Source organism: Xenorhabdus sp. SGI246 (genome assembly GCF_040838225.1).
Classification (GTDB): Bacteria; Pseudomonadota; Gammaproteobacteria; order Enterobacterales; family Enterobacteriaceae; genus Xenorhabdus; species Xenorhabdus indica.
This window is the reverse complement of record NZ_JBFPEZ010000025.1, coordinates 1-15,024: the sequence shown is the minus strand read 5'-3', so window position 1 is coordinate 15,024 and position 15,024 is coordinate 1. Positions and strand designations below refer to the sequence as shown.

General features: G+C 44.8%; 12 protein-coding genes. 10 read left to right on the top strand and 2 right to left on the bottom strand.

What is annotated here, in order from left to right; all coding sequences use genetic code 11:
- The first annotated feature begins 161 nt into the window (after nucleotides 1-161).
- On the top strand, nucleotides 162-905 hold the full coding sequence (locus ABLA85_RS06370) for a type 2 GTP cyclohydrolase I (RefSeq protein WP_367962350.1): 744 nt from the start codon (nucleotides 162-164) through the stop codon (nucleotides 903-905).
- Nucleotides 906-980: 75 nt separating this feature from the next.
- Here ABLA85_RS06370 and ABLA85_RS06365 read toward each other — a convergent pair whose 3' ends face one another.
- Entirely contained in the window at nucleotides 981-2,096 is a 1,116-nt protein-coding gene (locus ABLA85_RS06365; protein WP_367962347.1) for an MFS transporter, read from the bottom strand.
- A gap of 115 nt (nucleotides 2,097-2,211) precedes the next feature.
- Between ABLA85_RS06365 and ABLA85_RS06360 the strand changes: the two genes are divergently transcribed.
- The gene (locus ABLA85_RS06360) at nucleotides 2,212-2,973 is read left to right on the top strand and encodes a helix-turn-helix domain-containing protein (RefSeq protein WP_367962346.1); all 762 of its coding nucleotides are present in this window, start codon (nucleotides 2,212-2,214) and stop codon (nucleotides 2,971-2,973) included.
- Between the two features lie 211 nt (nucleotides 2,974-3,184).
- Here ABLA85_RS06360 and ABLA85_RS06355 read toward each other — a convergent pair whose 3' ends face one another.
- Nucleotides 3,185-4,468 carry a citrate synthase gene (locus ABLA85_RS06355; RefSeq protein ID WP_047682429.1) on the bottom strand — a complete coding sequence of 428 codons (1,284 nt, stop codon included), beginning with the start codon at nucleotides 4,466-4,468 and terminating at the stop codon, nucleotides 3,185-3,187.
- 623 nt (nucleotides 4,469-5,091) lie between these two features.
- On the opposite strand from ABLA85_RS06355, the gene sdhC reads away from it, so the two are divergent.
- The 8 genes from sdhC (at nucleotide 5,092) to sucD (ending at nucleotide 14,962) form a co-directional block, all read left to right on the top strand.
- Entirely contained in the window at nucleotides 5,092-5,481 is a 390-nt protein-coding gene (gene sdhC / locus ABLA85_RS06350) for a succinate dehydrogenase cytochrome b556 subunit (RefSeq protein WP_047682427.1), read from the top strand.
- On the top strand, nucleotides 5,475-5,822 hold the full coding sequence (sdhD, locus tag ABLA85_RS06345; RefSeq protein ID WP_099134517.1) for a succinate dehydrogenase membrane anchor subunit: 348 nt from the start codon (nucleotides 5,475-5,477) through the stop codon (nucleotides 5,820-5,822). The genes sdhC and sdhD overlap by 7 nt, the downstream gene beginning before the upstream one ends.
- Nucleotides 5,823-7,589, top strand: coding sequence for a succinate dehydrogenase flavoprotein subunit (gene sdhA / locus ABLA85_RS06340; protein WP_367962342.1), 1,767 nt, complete (start codon nucleotides 5,823-5,825; stop codon nucleotides 7,587-7,589).
- Between the two features lie 37 nt (nucleotides 7,590-7,626).
- On the top strand, nucleotides 7,627-8,343 hold the full coding sequence (locus tag ABLA85_RS06335) for a succinate dehydrogenase iron-sulfur subunit (protein ID WP_340620694.1): 717 nt from the start codon (nucleotides 7,627-7,629) through the stop codon (nucleotides 8,341-8,343).
- A gap of 367 nt (nucleotides 8,344-8,710) precedes the next feature.
- A complete protein-coding gene (gene sucA, locus ABLA85_RS06330; protein WP_367962339.1) occupies nucleotides 8,711-11,518 on the top strand; it encodes a 2-oxoglutarate dehydrogenase E1 component in 2,808 nt (935 codons plus the stop codon).
- A 13-nt stretch (nucleotides 11,519-11,531) separates the two neighbouring features.
- Complete coding sequence (gene odhB, locus ABLA85_RS06325) at nucleotides 11,532-12,749, top strand: 2-oxoglutarate dehydrogenase complex dihydrolipoyllysine-residue succinyltransferase (protein ID WP_367962337.1); 1,218 nt, start codon at nucleotides 11,532-11,534, stop codon at nucleotides 12,747-12,749.
- Nucleotides 12,750-12,920: 171 nt separating this feature from the next.
- A complete protein-coding gene (sucC, locus tag ABLA85_RS06320; protein WP_367962334.1) occupies nucleotides 12,921-14,087 on the top strand; it encodes an ADP-forming succinate--CoA ligase subunit beta in 1,167 nt (388 codons plus the stop codon).
- Entirely contained in the window at nucleotides 14,087-14,962 is an 876-nt protein-coding gene (gene sucD / locus ABLA85_RS06315) for a succinate--CoA ligase subunit alpha (RefSeq protein ID WP_367962331.1), read from the top strand. The genes sucC and sucD overlap by 1 nt, the downstream gene beginning before the upstream one ends.
- The last annotated feature ends 62 nt before the right edge of the window (nucleotides 14,963-15,024 follow it).

Sequence of the window (15,024 nt, the reverse complement as noted above, 5' to 3'; positions counted from 1 at the left end):
TGTAGTATTCTGACACCTTGCCAGCTTAAGCTGGCAAGGTGTTTTGCTCTTAATTGCTTATGACTACTGATGTTGTTATTTAATACATATATATCACTTTGGCTAAGCGAAGAATAGGTACGTCTTCTATGGTGAAAAAGCTAAATAATAAGGGGGGTGTAATGAATAATGTTGAATTAGAGCATGTACTCAATACGGAACTGAATGTTCGTGAGTTTCAGGATTATGCCCCTAATGGATTACAGGTGGAAGGACGCCGTCATATTCAACGGGTTATAACGGGCGTGACAGCATGTCAGGCTCTACTGGATGAAGCTGTTCGTTTGGAAGCTGATGCTGTCATCGTACATCATGGGTATTTTTGGAAGAATGAATCACCTGTTATTCGGGGTATGAAACGCCGTCGTTTACAAACTTTACTCTGCAATGACATCAACCTGTATGGCTACCATCTCCCGCTGGATGCTCATCCTACATTGGGCAATAATGTTCAGTTAGCACGTCAGATGGGCGTGAAAATCATAGGAACGATTGATCCATTACTTCCTCATGGTGCATTTGATCAACCGATTACTCCGGCAGAATTATCTGAGCGTCTTGAAAAAAGATTGGAACGCAAGGTACTGCATTGTGGCGATAACGCCAGGGAAGAGATCCGCACTATCGCATGGTGTACAGGTGGCGGACAAAGTTTTATTGAGCAAGCTGCTGAATTTGGTGTTGATGCTTTTGTTACTGGTGAAGTATCCGAAAAGACCATCCATGTTGCCCGTGAAATGGGGTTACATTTTTATTCGGCAGGGCACCATGCCACTGAGCGCTATGGCATCAAAACGCTTGGTGAATGGCTGGCGAATCATCATGGGTTGGATGTCACTTTTATTGATATTCCTAATCCGGCTTGATGTGTATCACAGATTTTTCAATGAAAGAGGCTATTTAATCAATAGCCTCAGTTTTTTTATTGATCAGGGTATTATTTACTTACGTGATAAAAAGATAATTATGACTCCACTGTAGATCAATATCGTACCTAACGCTTGACTCCAACCAGCAAGCGCTAAGCCAGCCCCTAACAGCAAATAGTAAAATAACCCTAACAAAGCGCCTGCGGTGCCCAATCTATCTGTATAGCGATTTAATGCAGATGCCAAAATATTGGGGATTGCAAGGCCATAAGCAATCACAATACCCAACATAGGGAAAATAAACAGCCATCTATTTTCAAGCAGATAAACACCAATCCCGCTTAATAAGACGAGCCATGCCGCAAGAGATATGATTTTTCTAGTTGGCCAGTTCTTTGTTAAAAATTGCTTATTAAATACTGACCCCACCCCAACACCGAGTGTGAAGAGTAGCCCTGTATAACCGAAAAGCTCTGGTGATAATCCGAATTGTGCAAAGCGGAAAGGAGCCAGTTGATAGTAGCTGAATAGACAAACATTGAATAAAGCGATGAGAAACGCACTTCGCCAAATGGCAATATCTTTCAACATCATGCTGGCGGTATCAGATAGCGCAACTTTTGTTACAGTTAACGGGCGTGTTTCTGGTAAGCGCATAACAGACCAACTGCTCAAAATAGCAGCCAAAATAGTCAATCCTGCGAATACGGCCTGATAACCGCCAAAATGATTCAGTACAGAGCCGCTGATCATACCAACGGCAGGGCTGGCAGCCAATGCAATGCCCATAATGGAGAAAACACGTGCCAGTTCTTCTCCCTGATAACTATCGCGCATGATAGTTTGTGTCCCGATTGAGCTGGCCGCTGCTCCGAAAGCGGATAATATTCTGGCAACCAGTAGTAACCAGAAGTGCTCTGCTAATAACGCCATAACACAAGCCAGACCATAGAGTAATAATCCGGCAATAATAGCAGGACGTCTGCCAATAACATCACACATGCGACCCCATACGACAACACCAAAAGCAAAGGCAAGAAAGTAGAGTGACAAGGTTTGTGAGGCTTGTCCTGCACTGACGGCAAAACTATTGGCAATATTGATCAGGGCAGGACTATAGATAGTTTCCACAATTTGAGGAAACATCATTAAAGCAATAGCGAGCCAAAGTGATGGTTTAACTTGCATGGTATTTTTTCGTCAATGTTTGATGACCAGAAGGTTAGCATTCTGATAACTGTCTATTTATAATAAAAAAGACAATAAATTTATATAATCGGACATTAATTTAACGGGAGCTAGCGTGGCATGGTTGAGGCAAAGTGATCATTTTGATCCTGACAGTTTGAATGTACCTGTAGTAGGCATTGCGGCAGAGTTGGGGCAGCACGATTCGGGTTTTCATCAACATAATATGGGGCAGCTACTGTTTACTCAGCGGGGTTGTATCAAGATCACTTTGGCTAATCAGATTTCTGTTTTACCTCCGACCAGAGTGGCATGGATCCCGCCAAAGACATTACATCGGGCGGAAATGCGAGGCTCTGTTGGCTATCGTTCTATCTATATTGATGTTTCTGAAATGGATTGGATACCTGACAGGAGTGAAGTACTGGAAGCTACACCATTGCTACAGGCAGTTTTGGAACGTATTGCAATATCGCCTTTTGATACTGACTGGAATCAGGGAAAAAACGCACACTTATTGGCAGTGTTTTTTGATGAAATTTACGAGGCACGTCGAGAGCCAACTTTATTGCCTTTACCTCAGGATCGTCGTTTGGCCCGTTTGTCGTTTGAGCAATTACCTCCACCACTACAGGAAATGGCTACTTATATCGGTGCCAGTGAAAAAACCATTACCCGCATATTTCAGCGTGAAACGGGAATGAGTTACCAACAATGGCGGCAACAATGGCGATTGATTAAGGCAATTGAATTATTAGCACAGGGTAAGATGATATCTTATGTGGCTCAGGAGTTAGGGTTTACCAATGACAGTACTTTTGTCACGTTCTTTCGCAAAATCATGGGAAAGCCGCCACGTGAATATATGGCAGGCTAAGGGGCAAAAGCAGTTGCAGGGGATTTGAGGAGGAGAAATAACTGATAGTGTCACCAGTAGAAGACATCATAATTGTTGAAATAATAACGGGGATATACATAGCGGATACTGCACCTCACTGTCAGATGGCAAGCCAATTGTGGTGGATTGGCAGGTAAGGTGCAGTATATACACGCTTCAGAATATAAAGTGTGTCAGTAAGTTTGTCAGATTATTTTTGAATCTGACTTGTGAAGTCGCGCTTAGCATGACCAGTATAAAGCTGGCGAGGACGCGCAATCTTCAAGCCATCGTCATGCATTTCATTCCAGTGTGCAATCCAGCCAATTGTACGGGCAATGGCAAAGATTACGGTAAACATGGAGGATGGAATCCCCATTGCTTTTAGAATAATACCGGAATAGAAATCGACATTCGGATACAGTTTTTTCTCAATAAAGTACGGATCGTTCAGGGCGATACGTTCCAGCTCCATGGCAACTTCCAACAAACTATCATTCAGACCAAGTTCATCCAGTACTTCATGACAGGTTTCACGCATCACGGTTGCGCGTGGGTCATAGTTTTTATAGACGCGATGACCAAAGCCCATCAGGCGGAAGGAGTCATTTTTATCCTTGGCGCGTGCGACAAATTCAGGAATGTGATCGACAGTCTGGATCTCTTCCAGCATACGCAGACAAGCTTCATTTGCGCCACCATGTGCAGGCCCCCACAATGATGCAATCCCCGCAGCAATGCAGACGAATGGATTCGCACCAGAAGAACCCGCGGTACGTACTGTTGAAGTTGAAGCATTCTGTTCATGATCCGCATGCAGAATAAAAATGCGATCCATTGCTTTTTCCAACACCGGATTGACTTTATATTCTTCACAAGGCGTTGAGAACATCATATACAGGAAGTTACCGGCATAAGAAAGATCATTACGAGGATAAACAAAAGGTTGACCAATGGAGTATTTGTAACACATTGCTGCCACAGTTGGCATTTTGGATAACAGACGGTATGCAGTGATTTCACGGTGTTGAGGATTATGAACATCCACTGCATCGTGGTAGAAGGCGGCAAGAGCGCCAGTCACGCCACAAAGTACAGCCATAGGGTGAGAATCACGGCGGAAACCGTGGAACAGACGGGTAATCTGTTCGTGGATCATCGTATGACGAGTCACAGTTTTTTTGAATTTTTCATATTCTTCGGGTGTTGGTGGCTCCCCGTACAGCAGAATATAACAAACTTCCAGATAGTTTGATTTCGTTGCGAGCTGATCGATGGGAAAACCACGGTGCAGCAAAATGCCTTCGTTGCCATCAATATAGGTGATTTTCGACTCGCAGGAGGCAGTGGAAGTGAAACCGGGATCGTAGGTATAGAAGCCTTTTGAGCCGAGGGTACGAACGTCAATCACTTCAGAACCTAGGGTTGGCGTTAGTACGTCTAGTTCGATAGCAGCTGAACCATTTATGGTCAACGTAGCCTTTTTATCAGCCATTTACATCTCCTTAGCGCTTATTTTTTATAACCCCTAACAACCTTCAGATAGGCGCAATTTTTCACTGTGCCGACGGCATTGTGCTACCGGAGAGAATTAAAAATCAGGCTGTATACATTTAGTGCTGAAATCTCATTTACGGACGACAATCGTTTTCAGGTTGTTAAAAAGTTTCTGGATGTCATATCTAAAGTATTTTTAACATAAAATGTTACTATTTTGTGTCATAATGATACTTTTATAAAGCTCGCGTTTTTCGTGAAGTTTACTTTTTCATCGGAAAACGACGGTGGATAATATGCACCGCCATATATGTAAGATAAATGTTTAATCTTTGTCAAACAAGATAGTGGTTTTTATGATAAATGTTTGAAGCGTGATCTTACTCACTGTTCAAGCTAAATGTTAATAATCATATTGTGTGGGAATTGTAATAACAATGTGAAGTACTTATACTGCGTTAAGGTCTCCGGATACCTGATGTAGGAGCACCCAGCGTAATCAAATCACAACGTTTGATGAACAGTAAGGATTGTTAAATTAATGATGTTGTGTCTTTGTATCCTCTTAACGCTGTCTGATTCCCACCCAGGGCCGGAGGATGGAAAATAAAAAAAAGCTGTGTGGGCAAAATTGTGAAAAAACAAAGACCTGTCAACCTCGATCTGCGGACGATAAATCAACCCGTCTCCGCGATAGCTTCGATCTTGCACCGTATCTCAGGCGTCATCACCTTTATAGCAGTCGGCATTTTGCTGTGGTTGCTCGGTATGTCACTGTCTTCGCAAGAGGGCTTCCAGCATGCATCTGAAATTATGACTGGCTTTTTCGCCAAATTTATCCTGTGGGGGATATTAACGGCATTGGGTTACCACATATGTGGTGGGATCCGCCATGTTTTAATGGATTTTGGCTTTTTGGAAGAGAGCCTTGCTACTGGTAAAACTTCTGCCAAAGTGGCAATAGTGATCGCAGTTATTCTGTCTATTCTGGCCGGGGTATTAATATGGTAAGCAACGCATCCGCATTGGGGCGCACGGGTATTCAGGACTGGCTGTTGTTACGTGCATCTGCAATCGTTATTGTTTTATATGTTCTTTATCTCGTTGGTTTTGTAGCAACAACGTCAGACATCACCTATGAAGTCTGGAGTGGTTTTTTTTCTTCATCTCTCACTAAAGTGTTCACCATATTGGCACTGATTTCTATTCTGGTTCACGCATGGATCGGAATGTGGCAGGTGCTGACAGATTATGTGAAGCCACTGGCACTGCGTCTTGTGTTGCAACTGGTGATTATTGTTGCGCTGCTGGCTTATTTGATTTACGGAACAATTGTTGTGTGGGGTGCATAAATGAAACTGCCGGTAAGAGAGTTTGACGCTGTTGTTATTGGTGCTGGCGGCGCAGGTATGCGTGCTGCATTGCAAATTTCACAAATGGGCTTGTCTTGTGCCCTGATTTCTAAGGTTTTTCCGACTCGATCCCATACAGTTTCAGCACAGGGTGGCATTACCGTTGCTCTGGGTAACTCTCATGATGATAACTGGGAATGGCATATGTATGACACGGTAAAAGGCTCCGACTATATCGGTGACCAGGATGCCATCGAATACATGTGTAAAACTGGCCCTGAAGCGATTTTGGAACTGGAACACATGGGGTTGCCATTCTCACGCTTGGATGATGGACGTATCTATCAGCGTCCATTTGGTGGGCAATCCAGAAATTTTGGCGGTGAGCAAGCTGCCCGCACAGCTGCTGCTGCTGACCGTACTGGTCACGCATTACTTCATACCCTTTATCAGCAAAACCTGAAAAATCATACGACCATTTTTTCTGAATGGTATTCTCTGGATCTGGTAAAAAACCAAGATGGTACTATTGTTGGCTGTACAGCCATCTGTATTGAAACAGGTGAAGTTGTCTATTTCAAAGCTAAGGCAACAATTCTCGCAACAGGCGGTGCAGGCCGTATTTTCCAATCTACGACTAATGCTCACATCAATACTGGTGATGGTGTTGGTATGGCATTGCGTGCTGGTGTTCCTGTCCAGGATATGGAAATGTGGCAATTCCATCCGACAGGAATTGCGGGTGCTGGTGTATTGGTGACAGAAGGCTGCCGTGGTGAAGGTGGTTATCTGCTGAATAAAGATGGTGAACGCTTTATGGAGCGTTATGCACCAAATGCTAAAGATCTAGCTGGTCGTGATGTGGTTGCACGCTCTATGATGATCGAAATCCGTGAAGGTCGCGGTTGTGAAGGCCCATGGGGACCTCACGTGAAATTGAAGCTGGATCATTTGGGTAAAGAGGTTCTGGAATCGCGTCTGCCGGGTATTCTTGAACTGTCCCGCACTTTTGCCCATGTAGATCCTGTAAAAGAACCGATTCCGGTGATCCCAACCTGCCATTACATGATGGGCGGAATTCCAACTAAGATTACTGGTCAGGCACTGACTATTGATGAGAAAGGCGAAGATGTTATCATTCCGGGCTTATTTGCTGTGGGTGAAATCGCTTGCGTATCTGTTCATGGTGCGAACCGTTTAGGGGGTAATTCATTACTGGATTTGGTGGTTTTTGGTCGCTCTGCTGGTTTGCACTTGAAAGAGTGCCTGATGGAACAGGGAACCAGCCGTGATGCCAGCGAGTCTGATGTTGAAGCAGGCTTGCAACGTCTGAACCGTTGGAACAATACCCGTTCAGGCGAAGATCCAGTTGAAATCCGTAAGGCATTGCAGGCTTGTATGCAGCACAACTTCTCTGTATTCCGTGAAGGTGATGCGATGGCGAGGGGATTAGATGAATTGAAAGTCATCCGTGAGCGCCTGCAAAATGCCCGTTTGGATGATACATCATCAGAATTCAATACCCAGCGCATCGAATGTCTGGAATTGGATAACCTGATGGAAACCGCTTATTCGACTGCTGTAGCAGCAAATTTCCGTACAGAAAGTCGTGGAGCACATAGCCGTTTCGATTATCCAGAGCGTGATGATGCAAATTGGCTGTGCCATAGCTTGTATTTACCGCAGACTGAGAGCATGACCCGTCGTGAAGTGAACATGCAGCCAAAATTGCGTGAAGCCTTCCCGCCAAAAGTGCGTTCTTACTAATTGCGTTGTTGATGTTCCAGTTGCGGAGAAATAGATTATGAAACTTGAATTCTCAATTTATCGTTATAATCCGGATGTAGACAACGTACCCCGTATGCAGGATTACACGCTGGAAGCTGAAGAAGGGCGTGACATGATGCTGCTGGATGCACTTATCCAGTTGAAGGAACAAGATCCAACGTTGTCATTCCGCCGTTCGTGCCGTGAAGGTGTATGTGGTTCTGACGGTCTGAATATGAATGGTAAAAATGGGTTGGCTTGTATTACTCCTGTCTCAGCACTACGCCGTGGTAACAAGAAGATTGTTATTCGTCCGCTGCCTGGTTTGCCAGTTATTCGTGACCTGGTTGTTGATATGGGGCAGTTTTACGCGCAATATGAAAAAATCCGTCCTTATTTGCTCAATGACGGTAAAAATCCACCTGCACGTGAACATCTGCAATCACCAGAACAGCGTGCAAAACTGGATGGTCTTTATGAATGTATCTTGTGTGCCTGCTGTTCGACGTCATGCCCGTCATTTTGGTGGAACCCGGATAAATTTATTGGGCCAGCGGGTCTTTTAGCTGCATATCGTTTTCTAATTGATAGCCGTGATACTGAAACCTCATCCCGATTAGATGGACTGAATGATGCTTTCAGTGTCTTCCGTTGTCATGGGATCATGAACTGCGTCAATGTGTGTCCTAAAGGCCTTAACCCGACAAAAGCGATTGGGCATATTAAGTCAATGTTGTTAAGGCATAGTGCTTAATTAAAGTATTATTTATTTAAATATACTGACAATGTATAGATAGTGCATAAATAACACATAAATTGTGTGTAAATAATGCATATAAGGTTGCCCTCCACAATTTTGAAATAAATATCAAACCAGTGGAGGGCATAAAGAATGAAAAATGATAAATTGCCTGCTGCTAATGACGGCGTATGTTCTTGGAATAAGGGACCTTTAAAAACTGAGAGACAGTTTTTAAAGGTTCCTTGAAGGGTAGGATAACCCAAATAAAGAACATGCATTAAGCACGTCCAAATGAACCTTTTATCAACACCGCTTATTAATAAAGCGGTATTTGTTAACCACGGCGAAAACTAAAGCTTTTAAAGCTTAAGGGATCACAATGCAGAACGGTGCAATGAAGGACTGGCTGGACTCAAGCTTTCTGGCTGGTGCAAACCAGTCTTACATAGAGCAAATCTATGAAGACTATATAACCGATCCTAATTCTGTTGATACAGGTTGGAGAGAAATTTTCCAACAATTACCGGATGCAGGACTTCACGGGGAACAACTTCACTCACAGACACGTGATTACTTCCGTCGTCTGGCAAAGGATGCCACTCGTTACCACACTTCAGTCAGCGATCCAGCAATGGATGCAAAACAAGTTAAGGTTTTGCAGCTTATTAACGCATTCCGCTTCCGCGGTCATCAACATGCGAATCTTGATCCATTGGGATTATGGAAACAGGAACCTGTATCGGATCTCGATCCTGCTTTCCATAATTTAACAAAAGCTGATTTTGAAGAAACGTTTAATGTAGGCTCATTTGCTAGCGGCAAAGAGACAATGAAATTGGCGGATTTGTATGATGCACTGAAACGCATTTACTGCGGCTCTATTGGTGCGGAATATATGCATATCACTAATACAGAAGAAAAACGCTGGATCCAGCAGCGCCTGGAATCTGTCTCTGTCAGCTCACAATTCAGCGCAGATGAAAAACGTCGCTTTCTGGCGGAGTTAACTGCGGCGGAAGGTCTGGAACGTTATCTGGGGGCTAAATTTCCAGGAGCGAAACGTTTTTCTCTGGAAGGCGGTGATGCACTAGTTCCAATGCTGAAGGATTTGATCCGTCATGCAGGCAAGCAAGATACACGCGAAGTTGTACTTGGCATGGCTCACCGTGGTCGCCTCAATGTTCTTATTAATATCTTGGGTAAAAAACCTGCTGATCTGTTTGATGAATTTGCCGGAAAACATAAAGAACATCTCGGAACAGGTGATGTGAAGTATCATCAGGGTTTTTCCTCTGATTTCGAAACCGAAGGCGGTTTGGTGCACTTAGCGTTAGCATTCAACCCATCTCACCTTGAAATTGTCAGCCCTGTAGTTATTGGATCAGTACGTGCTCGCCGTGACCGTCTTGATGAAGGCCAGAGCAACATGGTGTTGCCGGTAACCATTCATGGTGATGCAGCGGTAACAGGGCAGGGGATTGTTCAGGAAACACTGAACATGTCTCAGGCCCGCGGCTATGAAGTTGGTGGTACTGTTCGCATTGTGGTTAACAACCAGATTGGTTTTACGACTTCTAACCCGAAAGATGCCCGTTCAACACAATATTGTACTGATGTTGTAAAAATGGTTCAGGCACCGATTTTCCACGTAAATGCTGATGACCCAGAAGCTGTCGCTTTTGTTACCCGCCTGGCCCTGGATTTCCGTAATACCTTTAAACGAGACGTGATGATTGATTTGGTTTGTTACCGTCGTCACGGTCATAACGAAGCTGATGAGCCAAGTGCAACTCAGCCACTAATGTATCAGAAAATCAAGAAACACCCGACTCCACGTAAGATCTATGCGGACAAACTCATCGCAGAAGGTCTGCTGTCGCCTAACGATGTAACTGAAATGGTCAACTTATATCGTGATGCATTGGATCATGGTGAATGTGTTGTAGATGAATGGCGTCCAATGGGGTTGCATTCGTTTACCTGGGAACCTTACCTGAATCACGAATGGGATGAAGAGTATCCACATAAAATGGATATGAAGCGTTTACAAGATCTTGGCAAACGCATTAGTACCATTCCTGCCGAAGTGGAAATGCACTCTCGTGTTGCGAAAATCTATGCTGATCGTGCAGAAATGGCCAACGGCAACAAACTGTTTGACTGGGGTGGAGCGGAAACACTGGCTTATGCAACTTTGGTTGATGAAGGTATTCCAGTTCGTCTGTCTGGTGAAGATGCTGGCCGTGGTACATTCTTCCACCGCCATGCGGTTATCCATAATCAGGCTAATGCATCTGTTTATGTCCCTCTGGCAAATGTTCACAATGGTCAGGGGGTATTTAACGTATGGGATTCAGTCCTGTCAGAAGAAGCTGTACTGGCATTTGAATATGGTTATGCAACGACAGAGCCTCGTGCATTGACTATCTGGGAAGCCCAGTTTGGTGATTTTGCCAACGTAGCACAGATTGTGATTGACCAGTTCATCAGTTCTGGTGAACAAAAATGGGGTCGTATGTGTGGTCTGGTCATGCTGTTGCCGCATGGCTACGAAGGACAAGGTCCTGAGCACTCATCAGCACGTCTGGAACGTTACCTGCAATTGTGTGCAGAACAGAACATGCAAGTTTGTGTGCCATCAACTCCGGCTCAGGTTTACCACATGCTTCGTCGTCAGGCACTCCGTGGTATGCGTCGTCCTCTGATAGTCATGTCACCTAAATCGTTGTTGCGTCATCCATTGGCGGTCTCCAGCCTGGATGAATTGGCTAACGGTAGATTTGAGACAGTAATAGGTGAAGTTGATGCGTTGGAGCCAAAAGGTGTGAAACGTGTTGTACTTTGCTCCGGTAAAGTTTATTACGATCTGCTGGAACAACGTCGTAAGAACGAGCAGACCGACGTCGCCATTGTGCGCATTGAACAACTGTATCCATTCCCGCGTCAGGACATGCAGACTTTACTTGAACAATATGCTCATGTGCATGATTTTGTTTGGTGTCAGGAAGAGCCACTGAACCAAGGGGCTTGGTATTGCAGTCAACATAATTTCCGTGAAGCGATCCCATTTGGGGCTTCTTTACGTTATGCAGGGCGTCCGGCTTCTGCTTCCCCGGCTGTGGGCTATACATCTGTTCACCAGCAGCAACAGCAAGCTCTGGTTAATGACGCACTGAACGTTGAATAAATAAGGATAGAAAATGAGTAGCGTAGAAATTCTGGTTCCAGACCTTCCTGAATCTGTTGCGGATGCCACTGTTGCGACATGGCATAAAAAACCAGGTGATACCGTAGAACGTGATGACATTTTGGTTGAAATCGAAACAGACAAAGTGATTTTAGAAGTACCAGCAAGTGAAGCGGGTGTTCTGGAATCTATTCTGGAAGAAGAAGGTGCCACTGTACTGTCTAAGCAATTGCTTGGCCGTATTAGCCTGAGTGACAGTACGGGTATGCCGGCTGTAGTGAAAGAACAAACAGAAGCAACACCAGCCCAACGTCAGACAGCGTCTTTGGAAGAAGAAAGCAATGATGCACTGAGTCCGGCAGTTCGTCGTTTGATTGCCGAGCATGATTTAGATCCTGCTGCGATTAGAGGCAGTGGTGTAGGTGGCCGTATTGTGCGTGAAGACGTAGAAAAATATATCGCTGCGAATAAAAAAGAGAGCACTAAAGCCGCTGAATCTGCTCCAGCGGCTCAACCATCTCAGTTGCCACACCGCAGTGAAAAACGCGTCCCAATGACTCGTTTGCGTAAGCGTATTGCAGAACGTCTGCTCGAAGCGAAAAACAACACCGCAATGCTGACGACTTTTAACGAAGTCAATATGAAGCCAATTCAGGAATTGCGTAAGCAATACGGTGATGAGTTTGAAAAACGTCACGGTGTTCGTCTGGGTTTCATGTCTTTCTATGTGAAAGCTGTTGTCGAAGCGCTGAAACGTTATCCAGAAGTTAATGCTTCTATTGATGGCACTGATGTGGTTTACCACAACTATTTTGATATCAGCATCGCAGTATCTACACCTCGTGGTTTGGTGACGCCAGTATTGCGTGATGCAGATGCATTGGGCATGGCTGATATTGAGAAAAACATCAAAGAACTGGCTATTAAAGGCCGTGACGGCAAATTGACCGTTGAAGAGCTCACCGGTGGTAATTTCACCATTACCAATGGTGGTGTCTTCGGTTCCTTGATGTCCACTCCTATCATTAACCCACCACAAAGTGCGATCCTTGGCATGCACGCTATTAAAGATCGCCCAATGGCAGTAAATGGTCAGGTTGAGATCCTTCCAATGATGTACCTGGCTCTGTCTTATGACCATCGTCTGATTGACGGGCGTGAGTCTGTAGGCTTCCTGGTGACTATCAAAGAAATGCTGGAAGATCCAACACGTTTGTTGCTGGATGTATAGCATCACCATCAGGGCGGAGGGTGTTAAATTCCGTCCAGTCTGAAAAAACGATGTTGATGTAAAAAGTGCTGATGTAACAAATTATGCGGCCAGCCTTCGGGCTGGTCATATCCAGAGCAACAAAATAGAAGGTAATTTACCTTTCTTAGATTAAATTATGGATAGAACATCATGAATTTACACGAGTATCAGGCAAAACAACTTTTTGCACGGTATGGCTTACCAGCGCCTGCTGGTTATGCCTGCACTACACCGCGCGAAGCAGAAGAAGCAGCATCCAAAATTGGTGCAGGCCCTTGGGTCGTTAAATGTCAGGTTCATGCAGGCGGTCGCGGTAAAGCCGGGGGCGTGAAAATCGTCAATAGCAAGGAAGATATCCGTGCTTTTGCTGAACAGTGGCTAGGTAAACGACTGGTAACTTACCAGACAGATGCACAGGGGCAACCTGTCCATCAGATCCTGGTAGAAGGGGCTACCGATATTGCTAAGGAGCTGTATCTCGGTGCCGTTGTTGACCGTGGTACACGTCGTGTAGTGTTCATGGCCTCTACCGAAGGTGGTGTCGAAATAGAAAAAGTGGCGGAAGAAACGCCCGAACTGATTCATAAAGCAATCATCGATCCACTGGCTGGCCCTATGTCCTACCAAGGCCATGAACTGGCGTTCAAGCTAGGTCTGACTGGTAAACAAGTCAACCAATTCACTAAAATTTTCCTGGGATTGGCAAACCTTTTCCTTGAACGTGATCTGGCTCTAGTTGAAATTAACCCGTTGGTTATTACAACACAAGGTGATCTTGTCTGTCTGGATGGGAAGTTGGGAGCGGACGGTAATGCTATGTTCCGTCAGGCCGAACTGCGTGAAATGCACGACCCTTCGCAGGAAGATCCACGTGAAGCTCAGGCTGCACAATGGGAACTGAATTACGTTGCGTTGGATGGCAACATTGGTTGTATGGTAAATGGTGCTGGTTTGGCGATGGGAACGATGGACATTGTCAAGCTGCACGGTGGCGCTCCGGCTAACTTCCTTGATGTAGGCGGTGGTGCGACAAAAGAGCGTGTTACTGAAGCCTTCAAAATTATCCTGTCGGATGAAAATGTGAAAGCTGTTTTGGTAAATATCTTTGGTGGTATTGTCCGTTGTGACCTGATTGCTGACGGTATTATTGGTGCGGTGGAAGAAGTAGGTGTTCACGTACCTGTAGTCGTTCGTTTGGAAGGGAATAATGCTGAATTGGGGGCGAAGAAACTGGCTGATAGTGGTTTGAATATCATTGCAGCAACCAGTTTGACAGACGCAGCTAAACAGGCAGTCGCAGCAGCGGGGAACAAATAATGTCTATTTTAATTGATAAAAACACCAAAGTGATTTGTCAGGGTTTCACTGGCAGTCAGGGTACTTTCCATTCAGAACAGGCACTCGCTTACGGTACTCAAATGGTTGGTGGCGTAACGCCAGGTAAAGGTGGTACGCAACATCTCGGTCTGCCCGTCTTTAATACCGTTCGTGAAGCAGTTGAAGCAACAGGTGCGACAGCTTCTGTGATTTACGTACCAGCACCATTCTGTAAAGACTCTATTTTGGAGGCTATTGATGCAGGTATTAAACTGATCATTACTATTACTGAAGGTATCCCAACGCTGGATATGCTGACAGTTAAGGTAAAACTGGATCAGGCTGGCGTTCGTATGATCGGCCCTAACTGTCCGGGTGTTATTACTCCGGATGAATGTAAGATCGGTATTATGCCCGGTCATATTCATAAGGCAGGTAAAGTAGGTATTGTGTCTCGTTCAGGGACTTTGACTTATGAGGCCGTGAAGCAAACAACTGACGCAGGATTAGGTCAATCCACTTGTGTTGGTATCGGCGGTGACCCAATCCCAGGTTCAAACTTTATTGATATTCTGAAACTGTTCCAGGAAGATCCACAGACTGAAGCTATTGTCATGATTGGTGAAATTGGTGGCACAGCAGAAGAAGAAGCTGCTGCGTATATCAAAGAGCATGTCACTAAACCGGTTGTAGCTTACATTGCGGGTGTCACTGCACCTAAAGGTAAACGAATGGGACATGCAGGAGCGATTATTGCAGGTGGTAAAGGTACAGCGGATGAAAAATTCGCAGCACTGGAGTCTGCGGGCGTGAAGACTGTCCGCAGTCTTGCTGACATTGGTGATGCAGTTAAGAATTTATTGACCAGTAAATAGTCACAAAATAAGCTATTTTTATAGAAAAAGGCTGCTTTAAAGCCTGTCTCTTCTACACAAAT

What these genes read in the sequence shown, in the direction of transcription:
- ABLA85_RS06370 (WP_367962350.1), top strand. Translation starts at nt 162, where the DNA reads ATGAATAATGTTGAATTAGAGCATGTACTCAATACGGAACTGAATGTT.
- ABLA85_RS06365 (WP_367962347.1), bottom strand. Translation starts at nt 2,096, where the DNA reads ATGCAAGTTAAACCATCACTTTGGCTCGCTATTGCTTTAATGATGTTT.
- ABLA85_RS06355 (WP_047682429.1), bottom strand. Translation starts at nt 4,468, where the DNA reads ATGGCTGATAAAAAGGCTACGTTGACCATAAATGGTTCAGCTGCTATC.
- sdhD (WP_099134517.1), top strand. Translation starts at nt 5,475, where the DNA reads ATGGTAAGCAACGCATCCGCATTGGGGCGCACGGGTATTCAGGACTGG.
- sdhA (WP_367962342.1), top strand. Translation starts at nt 5,823, where the DNA reads ATGAAACTGCCGGTAAGAGAGTTTGACGCTGTTGTTATTGGTGCTGGC.
- ABLA85_RS06335 (WP_340620694.1), top strand. Translation starts at nt 7,627, where the DNA reads ATGAAACTTGAATTCTCAATTTATCGTTATAATCCGGATGTAGACAAC.
- sucA (WP_367962339.1), top strand. Translation starts at nt 8,711, where the DNA reads ATGCAGAACGGTGCAATGAAGGACTGGCTGGACTCAAGCTTTCTGGCT.
- odhB (WP_367962337.1), top strand. Translation starts at nt 11,532, where the DNA reads ATGAGTAGCGTAGAAATTCTGGTTCCAGACCTTCCTGAATCTGTTGCG.
- sucC (WP_367962334.1), top strand. Translation starts at nt 12,921, where the DNA reads ATGAATTTACACGAGTATCAGGCAAAACAACTTTTTGCACGGTATGGC.
- sucD (WP_367962331.1), top strand. Translation starts at nt 14,087, where the DNA reads ATGTCTATTTTAATTGATAAAAACACCAAAGTGATTTGTCAGGGTTTC.